This window comes from Kitasatospora sp. NPDC006697, from assembly GCF_042869935.1.
GTDB lineage: Bacteria > Actinomycetota > Actinomycetes > Streptomycetales > Streptomycetaceae > Kitasatospora.
On record NZ_JBIAGU010000015.1, the window covers coordinates 40,270 to 58,027 of the forward strand.

Annotated in this window: 13 protein-coding genes; 7 read left to right on the forward strand and 6 right to left on the reverse strand. The window is 72.9% G+C overall.

Annotated features, from left to right (window positions below; genetic code table 11):
* The first annotated feature begins 14 nt into the window (after positions 1 to 14).
* Both ACFYNO_RS21920 and ACFYNO_RS21925 read left to right on the forward strand, forming a co-directional pair.
* Positions 15 to 1,634, forward strand: a complete 1,620-nt coding sequence (locus ACFYNO_RS21920) for a hypothetical protein (protein ID WP_388014774.1) — start codon at positions 15 to 17, stop codon at positions 1,632 to 1,634.
* A 29-nt stretch (positions 1,635 to 1,663) separates the two neighbouring features.
* Entirely contained in the window at positions 1,664 to 2,767 is a 1,104-nt protein-coding gene (locus tag ACFYNO_RS21925) for a hypothetical protein (protein ID WP_388014777.1), read from the forward strand.
* A gap of 71 nt (positions 2,768 to 2,838) precedes the next feature.
* Here the strand turns inward: ACFYNO_RS21925 and ACFYNO_RS21930 are convergent, their stop codons facing one another.
* From ACFYNO_RS21930 to ACFYNO_RS21950, 5 genes are all read right to left on the reverse strand, one after another.
* A complete protein-coding gene (locus ACFYNO_RS21930) occupies positions 2,839 to 4,392 on the reverse strand; it encodes an alpha-L-arabinofuranosidase B (RefSeq protein ID WP_388014780.1) in 1,554 nt (517 codons plus the stop codon).
* A 104-nt stretch (positions 4,393 to 4,496) separates the two neighbouring features.
* Positions 4,497 to 5,504: an ABC transporter permease gene (locus ACFYNO_RS21935; RefSeq protein WP_388014783.1), complete on the reverse strand. Its 1,008-nt coding sequence runs from the start codon at positions 5,502 to 5,504 to the stop codon at positions 4,497 to 4,499.
* The gene (locus ACFYNO_RS21940; RefSeq protein WP_388014786.1) at positions 5,501 to 7,069 is read right to left on the reverse strand and encodes a sugar ABC transporter ATP-binding protein; all 1,569 of its coding nucleotides are present in this window, start codon (positions 7,067 to 7,069) and stop codon (positions 5,501 to 5,503) included. The genes ACFYNO_RS21935 and ACFYNO_RS21940 overlap by 4 nt, the downstream gene beginning before the upstream one ends.
* A gap of 4 nt (positions 7,070 to 7,073) precedes the next feature.
* Positions 7,074 to 8,231 carry a substrate-binding domain-containing protein gene (locus ACFYNO_RS21945; RefSeq protein WP_388014789.1) on the reverse strand — a complete coding sequence of 386 codons (1,158 nt, stop codon included), beginning with the start codon at positions 8,229 to 8,231 and terminating at the stop codon, positions 7,074 to 7,076.
* Between the two features lie 132 nt (positions 8,232 to 8,363).
* A complete protein-coding gene (locus ACFYNO_RS21950; protein WP_388014792.1) occupies positions 8,364 to 9,413 on the reverse strand; it encodes a LacI family DNA-binding transcriptional regulator in 1,050 nt (349 codons plus the stop codon).
* Positions 9,414 to 9,752: 339 nt separating this feature from the next.
* On the opposite strand from ACFYNO_RS21950, the gene ACFYNO_RS21955 reads away from it, so the two are divergent.
* Positions 9,753 to 10,346: a hypothetical protein gene (locus ACFYNO_RS21955; RefSeq protein WP_388014795.1), complete on the forward strand. Its 594-nt coding sequence runs from the start codon at positions 9,753 to 9,755 to the stop codon at positions 10,344 to 10,346.
* A 151-nt stretch (positions 10,347 to 10,497) separates the two neighbouring features.
* Positions 10,498 to 11,502, forward strand: a complete 1,005-nt coding sequence (locus ACFYNO_RS21960; RefSeq protein ID WP_388014977.1) for a LacI family DNA-binding transcriptional regulator — start codon at positions 10,498 to 10,500, stop codon at positions 11,500 to 11,502.
* Positions 11,503 to 11,642: 140 nt separating this feature from the next.
* Here ACFYNO_RS21960 and ACFYNO_RS21965 read toward each other — a convergent pair whose 3' ends face one another.
* Positions 11,643 to 12,302 carry a LuxR C-terminal-related transcriptional regulator gene (locus ACFYNO_RS21965; protein ID WP_388014798.1) on the reverse strand — a complete coding sequence of 220 codons (660 nt, stop codon included), beginning with the start codon at positions 12,300 to 12,302 and terminating at the stop codon, positions 11,643 to 11,645.
* A 452-nt stretch (positions 12,303 to 12,754) separates the two neighbouring features.
* On the opposite strand from ACFYNO_RS21965, the gene ACFYNO_RS21970 reads away from it, so the two are divergent.
* From ACFYNO_RS21970 to ACFYNO_RS21980, 3 genes are all read left to right on the forward strand, one after another.
* Positions 12,755 to 15,613: a BTAD domain-containing putative transcriptional regulator gene (locus ACFYNO_RS21970; RefSeq protein ID WP_388014801.1), complete on the forward strand. Its 2,859-nt coding sequence runs from the start codon at positions 12,755 to 12,757 to the stop codon at positions 15,611 to 15,613.
* 320 nt (positions 15,614 to 15,933) lie between these two features.
* Positions 15,934 to 17,241, forward strand: coding sequence for a DUF6271 family protein (locus ACFYNO_RS21975; protein ID WP_388014804.1), 1,308 nt, complete (start codon positions 15,934 to 15,936; stop codon positions 17,239 to 17,241).
* Entirely contained in the window at positions 17,238 to 17,735 is a 498-nt protein-coding gene (locus tag ACFYNO_RS21980) for a GNAT family N-acetyltransferase (protein ID WP_388014807.1), read from the forward strand. The genes ACFYNO_RS21975 and ACFYNO_RS21980 overlap by 4 nt, the downstream gene beginning before the upstream one ends.
* The last annotated feature ends 23 nt before the right edge of the window (positions 17,736 to 17,758 follow it).

Consider the following 17,758-nt stretch of genomic DNA (forward strand, 5'->3'; position numbering starts at 1 on the left):
AGGCCCGGTTGCTGATGGAGTATCACGAGCGGCGCCGCGCCACCGCCTGGTCGGCCGAGGCAGCGGCGGAGGCGGAATCCGAGGCCGTCCCGCCCGGCGCGCCCGCGAACGACGGGTGCGGCGCCGGCCCGGTCGGTCTCGGCGCCGGGCAGCTCTACCGCAGGGTCAGCGGCGTCGACGCGCAGGCCGTGCCGATGGACCCGCAGCAGCTGGCCGGGCTGGGCGATCCGATGGCGGTGCTGTTCTTCCGCAAGGGCGTGTTCCCGATGACGGTCCAGGACCTGCTCGCCGGCCTGCCGCAACCGCCCGGACCGCTGCCGAACGCCGTCTACCTGATCGGCGAGGCCGGCCAGATCCCGCCGACCGCCTCCCCCGCCCCGCTGCGCGACTTCCGCTGGGCGATCACCCGGACGGCCCTGCAGCCCAAGGACGTGGACCTGCTGATCAGCACCGGCGCGGGCGAGGACCCGGCCACCACCTTCCTCCAGGTGGCGGCCTGGGATCCGGGCGCCGGGGTGTTCAACTACTACTCGCGGATCAGCCCGAGCTGGGTGTGGGCCGGCGACTCCTGGTCCGCGCTCGCGCCGGCCTCGCGCGGCCGGGGCTGCTTCGACAGCCACATCAACGGCAGCGTGGTGATGAAGGAACTGACCCTGCCCTGGAGCAACTGGCAGTCCCAGTCGGCCACCATCCACCTGCCCGCCGGCAGCCCGGTGTCGGCCGACCCGCTGCTCGCCCAGTTGGTCGGCGCGGAGAACCTGGAGCTGACGGTCCGTTCGCTGGTGGCCCGCTGGACCACGGCGCGGCTGGCCGCCGTCACCAGGACCGGGACGGTCGACCACCCGGACCACCTGCTGCGCCAGCTCTTCACCACCACCTCGGTCAACCTGGCCAGCAGCGCCGTGCAGAGCGCCACCGTCACGGCCGCCGGCCCCGACTTCCCGCTGCCGGTCGGCTTCTGGCTGAACGGCGACGCGCTGATCAACGACCTCGCGCTGCCGGTCACCGCCGACCTGCCCAAGGCCCCGGCGGCCGAGTACCTCGCCGCTCTGACCACCTTCGGCTTCCACCTCCGGGAGCGGGTCAGCGGCTTCAGCCAACCCGGCGACACCTTCTTCGCCTTCGTGGTGCCCGAGCCGGCGCTGGAGGACAACGACGTCGTCCGCCAGATGGTGCAGACCGGGCTGATCACGGCGAAGTTCGCGGCCTGCGCGCTGATGGTCGACTTCGCCAACCCGGTCTTCAGCGCGGACCGCGCCCACCTGCTGACCTATGTGCCGACCACCCCCACCCCGGCCGCCACCCTGACCGAGCAGGTCGCCCAGGCCATCACCACGGCCGCGGGAATCCTGCCGCCCACCAGCCCCGAGGCCCGCTTCGCCGCCGACTGGGCGCTGCCCGACACCGCCTGGCAGCAGGCCTTCGCCACCCGCATCGACGGCTACCTCGGCCGGGTGGCCGCCCGGATCGCCACCCGGGCGGGCTTCGAGGAGTACGTGCGGCTGGCCGAGTCCCGCCGCCGGGAGTTCAAGGCGATGCGGCTCAACGAGTTCGAGCTCACCCTGCCGGCCACCACCATCCCCGCCTCGGCGCACCGCCTCCGGATGCTCGAAGACGCCACCGTCACCTCCTGAACCCCCCTCCACCGCAAGGGAGCCCCCGCATGAGCACGCTGCCCTCGTACGCCCCGCCCGGCAACCTCACCGACCTGGACGCCAACGGGAAGGCGGCCTGGAACACCTTCATCAGCGACAGCGTCGACCAGGCCGTCAAGGGCCCGGACCCCGGCCAGGCCCTCAACGACAGCCCGCGTGGCCAGTTCTACGACCTCACCAAGACCGACACCGCCGCCGACGCCACCCAGGCCACCGTCACCTGGACCGCCTTCCCCCGGATCATCAAGGTCAACTCGATCAGCGACCCGCAGCGCTGGCAGCGTGCCGACGCCAGCCGGGACGTCCAGGACGAGTACTGCGAGTGGAGCGTCTTCCGCGACACCAGCGGCAAGATCACCAAGGTCACCTTCACCTGCGAGGGCCCCGAGTACTGGTCGCTGCTGGCCCAGACCGACCCCGCCGCCGTCCTGGCGCTCTACCGGACCCACATCGACCCGGGCGTGCAGCACGGCGACCTGTTCACGGTGGCCGGCGAGTACAAGCCGCGCAACCGCTGGAACGACTCGACCACCAACGGCGCGATGCACCTCGTCCAGGCCAACAACACCCTCGGCGCCGAGATCGAACTCGCCGCGGCCGCCAGCATCGTGCGCGTGATCAACGGACAGCCGCTCAGCACCGAGCAGGAGCTGATCCAGTGCGGCAAGTACGGGCAGGCCGAGCGCAACAGCGACCCGCACATCGGCGGCGCCGTCAACGCCCTGGCCCGGCAGAAGGCCGACATCTCGCTGGCCGACCCGGTCGGGCTCTACTTCAACGACCTGGCCACGGACGGCTGGGCCACCCCTGACGGCTCCGACCCGAAGAGCTACTGGAGCTACCAGCGCGGCGACGCCACCCATCCGGTGCGCGCCGTCTACGAGGTGCCGCAGGGCCGGAACTTCACGGTCGGCGACATCACCATCAACGGCCGGCCGATCCGGTTCGGCGCCCAGATCGCCGACTTCATCACCATCAAACTCACCGCCACCGCCTGCCGGTTCGGCCTGAGCACCGCCGCACCGCAGACGGCCTGCGTGCAGTTCCCGCAGCCCTCCCCGGTGCCCGTCCCCGCGCACACCTCGGTCCCGGCCCGGCCCTCGCGGCGCTGACGGCGCTGACGGCGCGCGCCCCCGCCACCGTGGGACGGTGGCGGGGGCGCGCACTGCAGGCGGTCCGGGCGTCAGCTCCAGGGCTGGGCGACCAGCCAGCTGGTGTCGTCGGCCCAACTCGAGGCGGCGTCCCAGGCATTGCTGCCGCCGTTGCTCGCGATGTAGACGGTGTAGGAGTAGTGGCGCAGGTACCTGGTCGGGAAGTTGACCGACTGGAAGGAGTACCCCGTGCCGCTGTTTCCGGCCTTCGGGCAGAAGGTGGCGTCCTGCCCGAAGGTGCCTCCGCCGTCGTCAACGCTCGAGTAGAGCTCGTAGTTGGAGTGCCGCAGGAACTTGCCGGGCTGGTTCGCCGACTCGAAGGTCAGGCAGGAGGAGTTCGCCAGGCCGGCCCGCACGATCCAGGAGGCGTCCCCCTTCAGGGTCGCCGAACTCGCCGAGGTCACGGGCGAGATGACGACCTTGCTGTCGGCGTCGTCATGGGTGACGTAGTCGCCGGTGCAGCAGGCGGTGGTGGCCTTCAGCGAGACCCGCGAGCCGGGCGTGAGCGCCGTGCCGGCCGTGCTGGTGCTGGCGTAGCCGACGGCGGCGATGTTGGCCTGGACGGCGTTCTCGGTGGCGTCCGAGGGATAGCCGGCGGTCATCACGCCCTCGTAGAAGGTGCCCGAGGAGCCCTTGCTGTTGTCGCCGCCGATGCCGAGGATGATCGCGCCCTCCTTGTGCATCGGGTTGTAGCCGGCGGCGTTCGGGCGGGCGCCGCTGTAGTAGGTGGACAGCCCGCCCGACTGGGCGTTGCCGGCCCGGATCGCCCACTGGTTCGGCCCGCCCTTGACGGCGGCCGTGACGAAGCGGTCGGAGATGCTCGGATCGTTGGCGTTGTAGCCGGTGCCGGCACCGGAGAACAGGCCGTTCTCCTGGTCCGCCATCACCCACGGCCCGTTGCCGGAGCCGTAGCCCCAGACCTTGATGTTGCCGAAGTAGATGGCCTCCATGTGGCCGTTGCCGGTGTCGGTGTCGCTGGTCTCGGCGTTGCCGTAGTCGAAGCAGCAGCCGCCGTCGTAGTGGGTGCCGTCCAGCACCGCGTACATGCCCTCGGCCTGGTCGCCGGTGGCGATGCCGTTGGTGTGGTCGTCGCGGTAGCCGGTGCCGGGGGCGATGTAGACGCCGTAGACCTGGTGGCCGCCGACCGTGACGGGGGCCTCCACCGCGTTGGCCAGGTTGTCCGGGCCGCCCGCCGCGCCGCCGGCGGGGGCCTGGGTGAGGTGGTTGCCCTTGCCGGACTGGTCGTAGATCACGGTGATCAGGCAGCTGGTGCCGGCGCAGAAGGCGTCCTGCGCCGCCGCGTTGGCGTAGCCGCCGGCGGTCAGCACCCCGATGTCCTTGGTGCTGCCGTCGGAGGCCCGCTTCACCTGGTAGAGCGGCCCGTTGTAGGCCGCGTAGAGCGCCCGGGTGCTGCTGTGCGCGGCCACGCACGGCGTGCCGCCGGCCGCGTAGAGGTCGCAGGGGCCCGAGGCGGCGGCCTGGGAGGTGCCGGCGGTGCCGGCGAGCAGGCCGGCGGCCAGGGCGATGGCCGCCCCGGCCCCCAGCAGTGTGCGCCGGGCTCGGTGGAGCCAGGTGCTCTTCGACATGGTGAACTCCCTCGGTGGGTGGGGGGGTCGCCCGAGCGTTGGTAGGGACGCTCCGGCGACCATCGGGAGGTGGAACTCGGTGAAAGGTGGAACCCGGCTCGGGGTCAGCTGCGCTTGGCGACGGCCTTGGCCCGCAGGCGGTCGGCCAGGATGGCGATGCCGAGCACGCCGCCGAGCACGATCTGGGTGTAGTTGGAGTTGATCTGCAGGGTGGTCAGGCCGTTGCTGATCAGCTCCAGCAGCACGGTGCCCGCGACGATGCCGATGATCCGCCCCTGCCCGCCGGTGAGGCTGACGCCGCCGATCACGGCCGCCGCGATGGCCTGGAGCTCCCAGCCGACCCCGACGCCGCTGGCCGAGCCGACGCCCATCCGGCCGAGCACCAGCATCGCGCCGATCCCCGAGAGCAGCGAACTGGTCACGTACATCGACACGATCCGCCGGTCGCCGCGGATGCCCGCCAGCCGGGCCGCCTCCGGGTTGCCGCCGACCGCGTAGACCTGGCGGCCGGCGAAGGTGCGCTCCAGGAAGAACCAGCCCGCCACCACCACGATGACGAACAGGATCAGCGGAACCGGTATCTGCGCCAGGTACGACTGCCCGATGTCGCCGAAGAAGCCGGAGATGCCCACGATCGAGGTGCCCGAGGTGATCGCCAGGGTGACGCCCTGGGCCACCGTGTAGGTCACCAGCGTGACCACGAACGGCGGCATCTTCAGCCGGGTCACCGCGAGGCCGTGCCACAGGCCGATCAGTCCGGTGATGGCCAGGGTGGCCAGCACCGCGACGCCGGCCGGCAGGCCCGCCCGCACGTTGAACCAGGAGATCAGGATCACCGAGGTGCCGAGCAGCGCGCCCACCGACAGGTCGATCCCGCCGGTGAGGATCACCAGCGACTCGCCGATCGCGATCATGCCGTACTGGGCCAGGTCGAAGCCCATGCCCTGCAGGTTGACCGCGCTGGCGAAGGTGTCCCGGGCCAGGGCGAGGGCGATGAACACCGCGACGCACGCGACGACGACGCCCACCTCGGGTGTCTCGACCAGCGTCCGCAGCCAGCTGCGCGAGGGCGCGCCCACTCCCGGCTTGACTTGGGTGGTCTGGGTGGTCATGCCGTTGCCTCCGAGCCTGCGATCAGCGGCTGGGTACCGGCCGCCGCTGTCATGATCCGTTCCTTGCTGAACTGCTCGCGCGGCAGGTCCGCGACGATCCGCCCGTGGGCCATGACCACGATCCGGTGGCACATCCGCAGCAGCTCCTCGAGTTCCGAGGAGGCCACCAGGACGGCCAGTCCGTTCGTCGCGGCCCGGTCGATGAGCTGGTAGATCTCGGCCTTCGCCCCGACGTCCACGCCGCGGGTGGGCTCGTCCAGCAGCAGCAGGTCGGGCTCGGCGTGCAGCCAGCGCCCGAAGACCACCTTCTGCTGGTTGCCGCCGGAGAGCGACCCGATCGGCTGCTCCTGGGAGTGCATCCGCACGCCGAGGTCCTTGACGATCTGCTGCGAGCGCTCCTTGTCACCGGCCGGGGTGAGCACGCCGTGCCAGGAGTCGCGGCGCAGCGTGGCCAGGGTGGCGTTCCACCGCACCGGGTGCTGGAGCAGCAGGGACTGCTCCTTCCGGTCCTCGGGGACCAGCCCGATCCCGGCCGCCACGGCCTCGGCCGGGTGCTTCGGGTGGAACGGCCTGCCGTTGAGCCCGGTCTCGCCGCCGGTCCGGGGCTGGGCGCCCATGATGGTGTGCAGCAGCCGGCTGCGGCCCGAGCCCATCAGCCCGGCCACACCGACGATCTCACCGGCCTTCAGCTCCAGGTCCACCGGGCCGAGTCCGTCGGCGGTGAGCCCGCGGGCGGTCAGCACGGTGCGGTCGGTCGTGGAGTCGGGCGGAGCGGTGTCGCTGTGGGCGAGTTCGCTGCCGACCATCTCGCGGATCATCCGCTCCTCGGTGGCCTGTTCGGGGGTGAGGTCGGCGACCAGCCGGCCGCCGCGCAGCACCACCACGCGGTCGGCGATGTCGCGTACCTCGTCCAGCCGGTGGCCGATGAAGAGGACCGCGCCGCCGTTGGCGGTGTGCCGGCGGGCCAGGTCGAGCACCTTGCCGGCCTCGACCGGGCCGAGCGAGGAGGTCGGCTCGTCCAGGATCAGCACCAGCGGCCGGTTGCCCCAGCCCTTCGCGATCTCGATCATCTGCCGCAGCGGGACCGGGAGTTGCGAGACCGGGCGGTCCACGTCGATGCCGTGCACGCCGATGTCGGCGAGCAGGTCCCGGGCCTCCTCGCGGGTGCCGGATCGGTCGAACAGCGCCCGGCGCAGCGGGCCCGCCTTCGCGCTGGCCCGGGTGTGCCGGCCCAGCAGCAGGTTCTCCGCCACGCTGAGCCCGCCGACCAGCGGGAACTCCTGGGCCACCATGCTGACGCCGAGCGCCTTGGCGTGGTCGGGCCGTCCCGGCTGCAGGGCCTGACCCGCGATCAGCACCTCACCCCGGGTCGGGGAGACGGTGCCGGAGAGCACACCCATCAGGGTGGACTTTCCCGCACCGTTCTCCCCGACCACGCAGGTGATCTGACCACGCTTCAGCTCCAGCTCGGGGATGTCCAGTACGGTGACCGGCCCGTAGCTCTTCTGCACCGCGCGCAGGACCGCGGCCGGTCCGGCGCCGGTGGGGGAAGCGTTGCTGGTCACGACATCACCCCGTGATGCCGAGCTGCATCTGCTTGGCCGAGAAGTCGCTCTGGTTGGCCTGGGTGACGACGCCGACGCCGGAGCTCAGCGTGGTGCCGTCGGACTCCAGGTAGGGCTTGACCAGGGCGAGGGTCGCGTCCTTGCCGAGCACCTTCAGGGCGGCGAGCAGGTAGGCGCCGGTGTAGCCCTGCTGGTAGGGCGACTGGACGATGGTGGCCTGGATGACGCCCTGCTTGATGAAGGTCAGGGTCTGCGGGTCGGAGTCGTCCGAGATGACCTTGACCTTGCCGGACTTGCCGGCCGCCTGCACGGCCTGCGCGGCGGACGGGCCGTCGTAGGAGTAGACGCCGTACAGGCCGGTCACGTTGGGGTCGGTCTGGATGGCGGTCTGGGCGTTGGTCAGCGCCTTGGAGGCGTCCATGTTGTCGGCGAGCTTGTTGATCACCTTGATGTCGGTGCCCTTGAGCGAGTCCTCGAAGCCCTGGATGCGCTCGACGGCGTTGGAGGCGGTGAGCGAGCCGACCAGGACGACGACCTCGCCCTTGCCGCCGAGCGCGGCCTTCATCGCCTCGCCGGCCTTCTGCCCGGCCTGGTAGTTGGGGGTGCCGAGGTAGAGCGCGGCGCCGTCCTCGGCCGGCAGCGGCGAGTCGATGGCCAGCACCGGCACGCCGGCGCCGGCGGCGTCCTGGATCGGCGCCTTGATCGCGCTGGGGTCGATCGCCGAGACCGAGAAGGCGGAGATGTTCTGGCCGCGCATGGTCTGGATCATCGACAGCTGCTGGTCCAGCCGGCCGTTGGCCGGGGCCTGGAAGGTGCCCTGGACGCCGAGGTCGGCCAGGCCCTTGTTGAAGCCGACCTTGCCCGCGTTCCAGTAGTCCACCGAGACGTTGACCACCATGGCCAGGTCCAGCTTGGACAGGTCCTTGCCGGCCAGCGCGCCCTTCAGCGCGTCGTCGAGCTTGCTCAGGTTGGCGTCGTTGAAGGTGATGTCGCCCTGGACCACCGGCGCGGCCGCGGCGCCCGAGGAGCCGGAGCCGCTGTTCGAGCTGCTGCTGCCGGCGCCCTGCTTGGAGCAGGCGGTCACGGCCAGCGCCAGCGAGGCGACGGCCGCGATGGCGGCCAACCGGAGGCTTCTGGTGGAACGGGTGGGGGTGACGCTCATGTGTCTGTCCTCTTCCGGAATCTGCTGAGCTGTGCGGAGTGGTGCAAAGACATGCGGGGAACGGAAGTTTCTTGCGGATGCGCAATTCCGGGCTGCGGTGGAATCACGCCGGTTCGGGTGGGCTGCGGCCTTTCAGTGACGGGGCGGCCCGCTGCTGGTCCTGACGACCAGTTCGGGGGCGACGGTCGCGTTCCGGTGGCCGCCGCCGGTTTTCGCGGCGGGCGGATCGGCGGAGCGGATTCCGGCCAGCAGGAGTTCGAGGCCCCGGCGTCCGAGTTCGCCGAAATCCTGCCGGACGGTGGTGAGCGGCGGGGTCAGGAATCCGGCCTCGGGGATGTCGTCGAATCCCACCACGCTGACGTCCTCGGGGACGCGGATGCCCTTTTCGTGGAGCGCCCGGACGACGCCGAGGGCCGTGTGGTCGTTGGCGCAGAACACCGCGGTCACCGCCGGGTTCCCGGAGAGCCGCAGTCCGGCCTCGTAGCCGGACCGGGCCGACCAGTCCCCCGCCAGGCTGTGCGGGATCGGCCGGGCCCGGGCCTCCAGGGCCCGCCGCCAGCCGGCCCGGCGGGCGTCGGCCTCCAGCCAGTCCCCCGGTCCGGCGACGTGGTGGACGGTCCGGTGCCCGAGGTCGAGCAGGTAGCGCACGGCCTCCTGGGCGCCCGCCTCGTTGTCCACCCCGGCCCCGGACAGCTGCTGCCCGGGGTCGATCGGACCGACCGTCACCAGCGGTACCGGGGCGTTCTCGCGGGCCAGCGCCGCCACCGTGGAGGCCCGCGAGGCGATGATCGCGATGCCCTCGACGGCCTGGTCCCGGAGCCGGTCCACGGCTTCGTGGACCGAGCGGGCGTCCTGGCTGCGCAGGCTCGCGATGCTGATGAAGTAGCCGGCTCCGCGGGCGGCCTGCTCGATTCCGTGGAGCATCTGCGAGGGCCCGTAGAGGGTGCCGTCGAAGGTGATCACCCCGAGGGTCTGGGAACGGCGGGTGACCAGGGCGCGAGCGGCGGTGTTGGGACGGTAGTCGAGTTCGCGGATTGCGGCCAGGACCCGCTGCCGGGTTTCGGCACGCACATGGGGACTGCCGTTCAGAACACGCGAGACCGTCTGGTGGGAAACGCCGGCCAGCGCGGCCACATCAGCCATCACCGGCTGGGCGGCACTGGTGGTCCTGCCTTCCGGCATGGCGGCTCCCGAATCGGATCGTGCATGGGTGGATGACGACGGCGGCAAGGGACTCGGCCGACGGTGGCCGAGTGCGGCGTCGAGGTATTGTTAGCGCTAACAACTGTGACGGTCAATGGGGCGTGCGGGTCACGATTGGGTCTCCGGGAGCCGGACCGCGTGGCCGTACCGGTCGGCCCAGGTGGGCGGAGGTCGGCCGTCCCATTGGCTGGATCTGCTCATGCCAGGCCGCTGCCAACTCTGCCACCATGAGCTGAAACGGATGGACCGTCAGGTCACATACATATCCGTCTACAAGCTACGGCGTGCACCCACGTGCACTCGGACCTGGAGGCTGACTTGAGGAGTCTGCGACACCACGTCATGCGACTGCTGGCGGGCGCGGCCCTGCTGCTCGGCGCACTGATCGCCACCACGGGCCCGGCCCAGGCGGCGCCGGCGGCCCCGACCTACACGGGTCCGCTGACCGTCTGCGGCAACTCGCCGATCCCCGCGGGCTACGTCATCACCGACGAGGAGACCACCAACAGCTGCGGCGGCTACCGGCTCTACTACCTCACCCAGGTCACCACCCAGACCAGCCTGCTGGTCTGCGGCAACTCCCCCATCCCCGGCGGCTGGGTGATCACCGACGAGGAGTCCTGGAACACCTGCGGCGGCTACCTGCGCTACACCATCCAGAAGGTCGCCAACCAGGCCAGCCTGCTGGCCTGCGGCAACTCCACCGTCCCGGCCGGCTACGTGATCACCGACGAGGAGTCCTGGAACACCTGCGGCGGTTACCTGCGCTACGTCCTCCTGCTGGTCAACGGCCAGAGCAGCCTCCAGGTCTGCGGCAACTCCCCGATCCCCGCGGGCTACGTGGTCACCATGTCGAACTCCTGGAACACCTGCGGCGGTTACCAGCTGCTCTCGCTGGCCAAGGTCGGCTGACCGGGCCGGCGGGCCGGGGCACGGGGGCGGCCGCCCCCGTGTTCCGCCCCGGTTGAGTAGTCTGCGGTGTACAGGCGGTTCACCGGCACCGCAGGGGAACGGACCCGTGGAGGGGCACGTGAGCGAGGGCGCCGACCGGCGGGCACCGACGATGGCGGACGTCGCCAAGGTCGCGGGCGTCTCGCACCAGACGGTGTCCCGGGTGCTCGGCGACCATCCCAACGTGCGGGAGGCGACCCGGACCCGGGTGCGCGAGGTGATCGCGGAGCTGGGCTACCGGCCCAACCCGGCCGCGCGGGCGCTGGTCACCAAGCGCTCCCGCACGCTCGGGGTGGTCGCCGCCAACACCACGCTCTACGGACCCGCCAGCATCCTCTCCGCCCTCGAGCACGCGGCCCGGGAGGCCGGCTACCTGGTCGCCGCCGTCAGCCTGGACGAGCTGAGCGAGAGCGCCCTGCGCAAGGCCGTCGACCACCTCGCGGCCTGGGGCGTGGAGGGGGTCGTGGTGATGACCCCGCACCAGCGGACGGTCACCGCGCTGCTCCGGCTGGAGGCGCCGTTCCCGATCGTCACCGTGGAGGGCGGCCACGACCTGGACCTGCCGGGCGTGGCGCTGGACCAGTACAGCGGGGCGCGGCTGGTGACGGAGCACCTGCTGGCGCTCGGTCACACCGCCGTGTGGCACGTGGCGGGCCCGCGCCAGTGGCTGGAGGCCGAAGGGCGGTTCGAGGGCTGGCGCGCGGCGCTGGAGGCGGCCGGCCTCCCGGTCCCCCGGCACCTGGACGGGGACTGGAGCGCCGCCTCCGGCTACCGGGCGGGCAGGCTGCTCGCCGAGGCCCGCGCCGGCCTGGCCGACGCCGCGCGGCCGACGGCGGTCTTCGTCGCCAACGACCACATGGCGCTCGGCGTGCTGCGGGCCCTGCGCGAGGCCGGGCTGAGGGTGCCGGCGGACCTCGCCGTGGCGGGGTTCGACGACCTCCCGGAGTCGGACTACTTCGTCCCGCCGCTGACCACCGTGCGGCAGGACTTCGCGGCCATCGGCCGCGCCGGGGTCGACCTGCTGCTCGCCCGGATCGAGGAGCCCGCGGCGGCCGCGGTGCACGTCACCGTCCCGCCGGAGCTCGTGGTGCGCGCCAGCACGGTCGCCGGCGGGTGACCGGCGCGGGCGGTTCCGCCTGTCCACGTGTCCTCCGGTGGTCGTCCTGGTCGGCGGCGGGAGCGTCGGCCCCACCCGTTGAACGGCTGCCGCACCGGAAGTGGTTCAGACCACCTGGCGGAATCCGCGGCTGGCTGCGGCTAGATGTAGCCCTCGCGCAGCGCGTAGGCCACCGCGTGGGCGCGGTTGCGCAGGTGGAAGCGGGTGGTGACGGTGTGGATGATGTTCTTGATCGTCCGCTCCGAGTAGAGCAGTTTGACCGCGATCTCCCCGGTGTCCATGCCGTCCGCGACCAGGCGCAGGACATCGACCTCGCGCGGCAGCATGCCCTCCTCCCCGGGGAGGCTCTCCTGCGCCGTGCCCTCGCCGCCGCGCCGGCGGCCCATGCTGCCGATCAGCCTGCCCAGCAGGTCGGGGGGCAGGTCGCCGTGGCCCCGGTCGGCGGTCAGCACGGCCTGGCGCAGGCGCTCCCCCGTGACCTCGCGGCGCCACAGGATGGTGGTCACGCCGAGCGAGACCACGTTGAGCAGTTCCAGCTCCTCGATCCGCTCCAGGACCAGCACCGCCCGCGTCCGCTCGGCCCGGACCAGCCGGGAGAGGCTGGTCAGGGCCGTCTCGTCGAAGGTGTCGGCGATCAGCACGACCACGCCCGCGCCGTCCCGCGGGCCGTCGTCCACGACCGAGAGCTCCGGGCACTGCCGGAGGAAGCTCACCGCTCCCGCCCGGGCGAGCGGGTCCAGGCCGTGGACGGCCACCGGGATCGTCCGGGTGGTACGAACCTCGTCGGCGTACTGCAGCACGACGGCGGTCTCCTTTCGTTGCGCTTGACAGCGCGCCCGCCCCCCAGCCGCGGCGCCCCGTCGGAGCCGGTCGGTCGGCACGGCACCGCTCGCACGCGACGCCCTGCTTCCTCCGGCGGCCCGGCTGACACCGCGGGAGGCCCCGTCACCGCCGAGGGTTCGGCGGGCGGGTGCACCGAGCGCAAGCTAGCTCCTGCCGATCAACAAATGATTGACGGATGTGCACCCGCTCGCGGTTCCCTTCGGGCGCGGCTTGCGTTCCCGGCCCCCCGCGGAGGACGATCCGTGGCGTGACGGTATCCGTACGTGAGTGCGGCAGAGCGAATGCGCGAGGACGAGTGGCGGACAGGACCCGGCCGGCCGCGGCCGGCGCGCGGCGGGCCCGGCGCCGCGGTCCGTCCGGCTGCCCCGGCCGCTCCGCCCGCGCTGCCGTCCGGCGGTGATGGGCGGCGGTGGCGGAGCACGGCACCTCGATCCCCGGCCGGCTGCGGCTGGGCCTGCTCGGGCCGGTGCAGGCCTGGCTCGGGGAGACCGAGCTGGACCTCGGCCCGCCCCAACAGCGCGCGCTGCTGGCCGCGTTGGCGCTGCGGGCGCGCCGGATCGTCTCCGTGGACGAGCTGCTGGACGCGCTCTGGGAGGAGCCGCCGGCCCGCGCCGCCACGGTCGTGCGGACCTATGTCTCGCGGCTGCGGCGGGTGCTGGAGGCGGACCGGGTGCGCCCGGCCGTCCTGGTCTCCGCCGGCAGCGGCTACGTGCTGCGGCTGCCCGCGGAGTCGGTGGACGTGGAGGTGTTCGAGGAGCGGGTCGCGGCGGCCGGCCGGGCCCGGGCACTGGGGGACACGGCCGGTGCGGCCGAGCTGCTGAAGGATGCCTGCGAGCTGTGGAGCGGCGAGCCGCTGGCCGGGCTCCCGGGGCCGTTCGCCCAGGCGCACCGGGCCCGGCTGGTCGAGCGGCGGCTGAACGCCGTCCAGACCTGGCTGGAGACCGAGCTGGCGGCGGGCCGGCACGCGGGCGTCATCGGTGAGCTGACCGTCTGGGTCAGCCAGTACCCGCTGCTGGAGCCGATGCGGGAGCTGCTGATGCTGGCGCTCTACCGCGGCGGCCGGCAGGCCGAGGCGCTGGGCGTCTATGCCGACACCCGCCGCACGCTGCTGGAGCAGCTGGGGGTGGACCCGGGTCCGCGGCTGCGCGAGCTGCACCACGCGATCCTGGCGGGCGATCCGGGGCTGGCCGCGCCGCCGGTGCTGCCCGCGCCGGCCCCGGCGGTGGGCGGCTCCGCCGCGTTCCCGCCCGCGCAGCTGCCCGCCGACATCGCCGACTACACCGGCCGGGACGAGCTCGGCGGGCTGCTCCGCGCCGACCTGCTCGCCGGGGGCCCGGCGATGCCGGTGGTGGGGCTCTCGGGCATGGGCGGGGTGGGCAAGTCCACGCTCGCCGTGCACGTCGCCCACGCCGTCGCCGAGCGGTATCCGGACGGCCAGTTGTACGTGAACCTGCACGGGGCCGGCGCCTTTCCGGCCGATCCCGGCGAGGTGCTGTCCGGCTTCCTGGGCGCGCTGGGCGTGGCCGATGCGGCGATCCCACCGGGGACGGCGGACCGGGCCGCGCTCTTCCGGTCCCGGGTGGCGGGCCTGCGGGTGCTGATCCTGCTGGACGACGCCCGCGACACCGCCCAGCTCGCGCCGCTGCTGCCGGGCAGCCGTTCCTGCGCGGTGCTGGTGACCAGCCGGGCCTGGCTCGCGGGGCTGCCGATGGTCCGTCAGGTGGGCCTGGAGCCGCTGAGCCTGGCGGAGTCGGTGCGGCTGCTCGCGGCGATCGCCGGGCAGGCCCGGGTGGCCGCCGAGCCCGAGGCGGCCACCCGGCTGGCGGAGGCCTGCGGGTTCCTGCCGCTGGCGGTGCGGACGGCGGCCTCCCGGCTGGCCGCCCGCCCCGGCTGGCGGCTGGGGCACATGGCGGAGCGGCTGGCCTCCGAGCGGCGGCGGCTGGCCGAGCTGGAGACCGGCGAGCTGGCTGTCGCCGCCTCCTTCCGGCTCAGCTACGACCAGCTCGACGCCGGGACGGCCCGCGCGTTCCGGCTGCTCTCACTGCCGGACGGCCCGGGCGTGTCGGCGGCGGCCGCCGCCGTGCTGCTCGCGCTGCCGGAGCCGGAGGCGGAGCGGCTGGCCGAGTCGCTGACCGATCTGGGCCTGCTCTCCTGCCCGTACCCCGGCCGCTACCAGTACCACGACCTGCTGCGGCTGTTCGCCCGCCAGCTGGTCCGGGAGGAGGACGGCGCCGCGGCCGGGCGGGCGGCCGTCGAGCGGCTCCTGCGGCACTACCTGGCGACGGTGGCCGGGCTGTACCGGGTGGTCAGGCCCGGCTACCCGTTCCCCGACCTGGTGGCCTCGGAGCTGCCCGAGGCGAGGTTCGACGGACCGGCCGAGGGGCTGCGCTGGATCGAGCAGGAGGTCGGCGCCGTCCTGGCGGTCGCCGGGCAGGCGGTCCGCGACCCGGACGGCCCGCTGGCGCTGGTCGCGGATCTGACGCTGGTGCTGATCCAGCTGATCGACCTGGGCACGGCCGTACCGGATCTCTGCGACCTGGCCGGGCGCCTCGCCGAGGCGGCGCGCGCGGCCGGTCTGCCGCGCAGCGAGGCGCGTGCCCGCTACACGCTGATGTGGGCCCAGCGGGAGCTGCAGCGCACCCGGGAGGCCCGGGCCGAGGCGACCCGGGTGATCGCACTGGTGCGGCGGACGGGGCAGCCGGAGCTGCTGCCGCCCGCGCTGGCGGCGCTCGCGCTGACCAGCGTGCCGCAGTGCGGCGAGGAGGAGGTGGCCGCCTGGTGCGAGGAGGCGGTGAGCCGCAGCGCCGAGCTGGGGAACCGGTCCCTGCACGCCTTCGTGGAGGGGATGGCGGCGCTGGCCGAAGTCGCCGTGGGCCGGCCGGAGTCGGCGCGGCGGCGGGCCGAGCGCAGTCTGGCGGCCTTCCGGGAGCTCGGTGACTCCGTCGGCCGGATCCACATGCTCTACGCCCGGGCGCTGGCGCTGCACGGGCTGGGCCGGTTCGAGGCGGCCTGCGCGGACTTCCGGGAGTGCGTCGGTGCCCTGCGCAGGCTCGGGTCCTGGGACCGGATGCCCGGGGTGCTGGTGGGCCTGGCCGAGTCCTGCCGGGCCGCCGGGCTGCCGACCCAGGCCCTGGAGGCGGCCGAGCAGGCCTTGGCGATCGCCCAGAAGGTGGGCCTGGAACACCGCAGGGCCAATGCGCTGACCGCCCTCGGCCACGCCCTCCAGGACCTCGGGCAGCACCACCGCAGCCGGGCCTGTCTGGCGTAACTCCCGGCGGGGGCAGGGATTTCCTGCCCGATCGGGCAGGGTCGGCGCGGGCCGGCCGATCCCCGCCGGCACCGTGTTGACACCCCAGTTGGTCTAGTCCACTGTGATGACACAGGGTCATCCCGCCGGCCGGTGCCGCCGGAGCCGTCGCGGACGCCAGGGGTGCCGCCCCCGCCGGACCCGCCGCAGCTCTCCGACCCCGCCGGCGCACCCGTCCGCGCCGCCGCGAGGGGACTGGCCAGAGCTGCCGCAGGGCGCCACCCCTCCATCAACCGACAGCTGCTGCAACGAATCTGACGAACAGACGGAGAATCCCACCGATGCAACGAGTCTGCCTCGCCCTGCCCACCATGCGTCCCTGCCCCGGCACCATCGTGGACCTCGCCGAGGAGGCGGCCTACGCCGTCGCGACCTTCGGGGCGGAGGTCCACCTCCTCATCCTCGACACCACCACGGCCGCCGACTTCGCGAAGAACGCGGACGCCGTGGCCTCGCTGGCCCCCGTGCCCGGCGTCTTCGTCCACCACCTGGGCAACGAGCAGCAGCGGGCCTTCCTGCTCGGGGTGGCCCGGCGCTCCGGCGCCGCCGACCCCGAGCTGCTGCTGGACCTGATGCTCCCGCAGGCCGTGGCGTACGGCTCCTGCGTCAACCGGCTCTTCCTGGGCGCGACCGCGCTCGGCTGCACCTCGGCGCACCTGCGCAACGACGACTTCGACTACCAGGTGGTCGACGGCGAGAAGATGTTCCCGATCCACCACGAGCTGCTGTCGATCGGCAAGCCGGCCGGCGAGGCACTGGCGGGGGTGTCCTCCTCCACTCTCGACCCGGCGGACGCGGACAAGCCGGTGATGCTGGTCAGCGCCGCCTTCATGGGCGAACTCAACGTGGACATCGGCGAGATCAACGAGCTGGACCCGGAGGTCTACCGGGATCTGGTGCGGCTCTGGACGCCCCGGGTGTGGACCCGGGAGGAGCAGGACGCCATGGTGGACATCTCCTTCAAGGGCGCCGGGACCGAGACCTTCGACAGCGCCGGATCGGTGCTCGGCGTGCCGGACATCTGGGACGTCTACATGTGCAACGTCGCCCTGGACCACCGGAGTTACGAGGTGCTGCCGCTGGTTCCCGCGCTCCGCACGATCGGCAGCGACTACGCCCTGCTGCACGCCCTGGTGCACGCCAAGCTGCCCGCCGTCATCCACCGGCGGCACATCGTCAACTACTACACCCCCGAGCGCCGGATCGGTGCCGGGTTCGTCGCCTACCAGCTGCGCTTCGTGAAGATGCTGCTCTCGATGCTGTACCTGTACCCGGTCTACGGCCAGATGATCGACCTCGGTCCGAGCGGACTGCTGGACGAGCGGCACGAGTTGAAGGTCGAGCCGATCCTCGGACTGGTGCGGAGCACCATCGACCTGGACCGGGACGTGAACGAGCAGTGCCTGGACGAGGTGGACCGCCTCTACCGCAAGCTGGGCGGCAAGTACGTCGAACTGGCGGACGCGGTGGCCGCGCAGCGGCAGCAGCTCCTGGACGAGGCCCGCGAGGACGCCGAGCGCTGGGCCGTGCTGATCGAGGCCTGGGCCCCGATGGTGGCCGCCGCCCGCGAGCGGGGGCTCGGCGGGTGAGCGGGGAGTTCCTGATCCGGCAGCTGGCCGACCGCGACTGGGAGGCCGTGGTCGCACTGGAACACGACGCCTACGCGGCCGACGGCCTCTCCGAGGGCCGGGAGGCGCTGCAGTCCCGGGTCCGCTGCTCGCCGCAGACCTGCTACGTGCTGGAGCAGCACGGCACCGTCCGCGGCTACCTGCTGAGCCTGCCGTACCCGCCGCTGCGCTGCCCGGACCTCGCCGTGGCGGAGGACGGGGCGTTCGACTCGGACAACCTGCACCTGCACGACCTGGTGCTGGCCGAGGACCTGCGCGGCCGGGAGCTCGCCTCGGTGTTCATGGACCACGTGTCCGCGCAGGCGGTGGAGCGGGGCTTCGCGCAGATCTCGATGGTCGCGGTGCGCGGCTCCGACATCCTGCTGCGGTTCCTCGGCTACCGCGCGCACCGGGAGGTGGCCCTGCCCGCGTCCTACGGGCGGCGGGCGGTCTACATGTCGAAGCCGGTGGGCTGAGAGCGCTACGCGTGGGGCCCGGC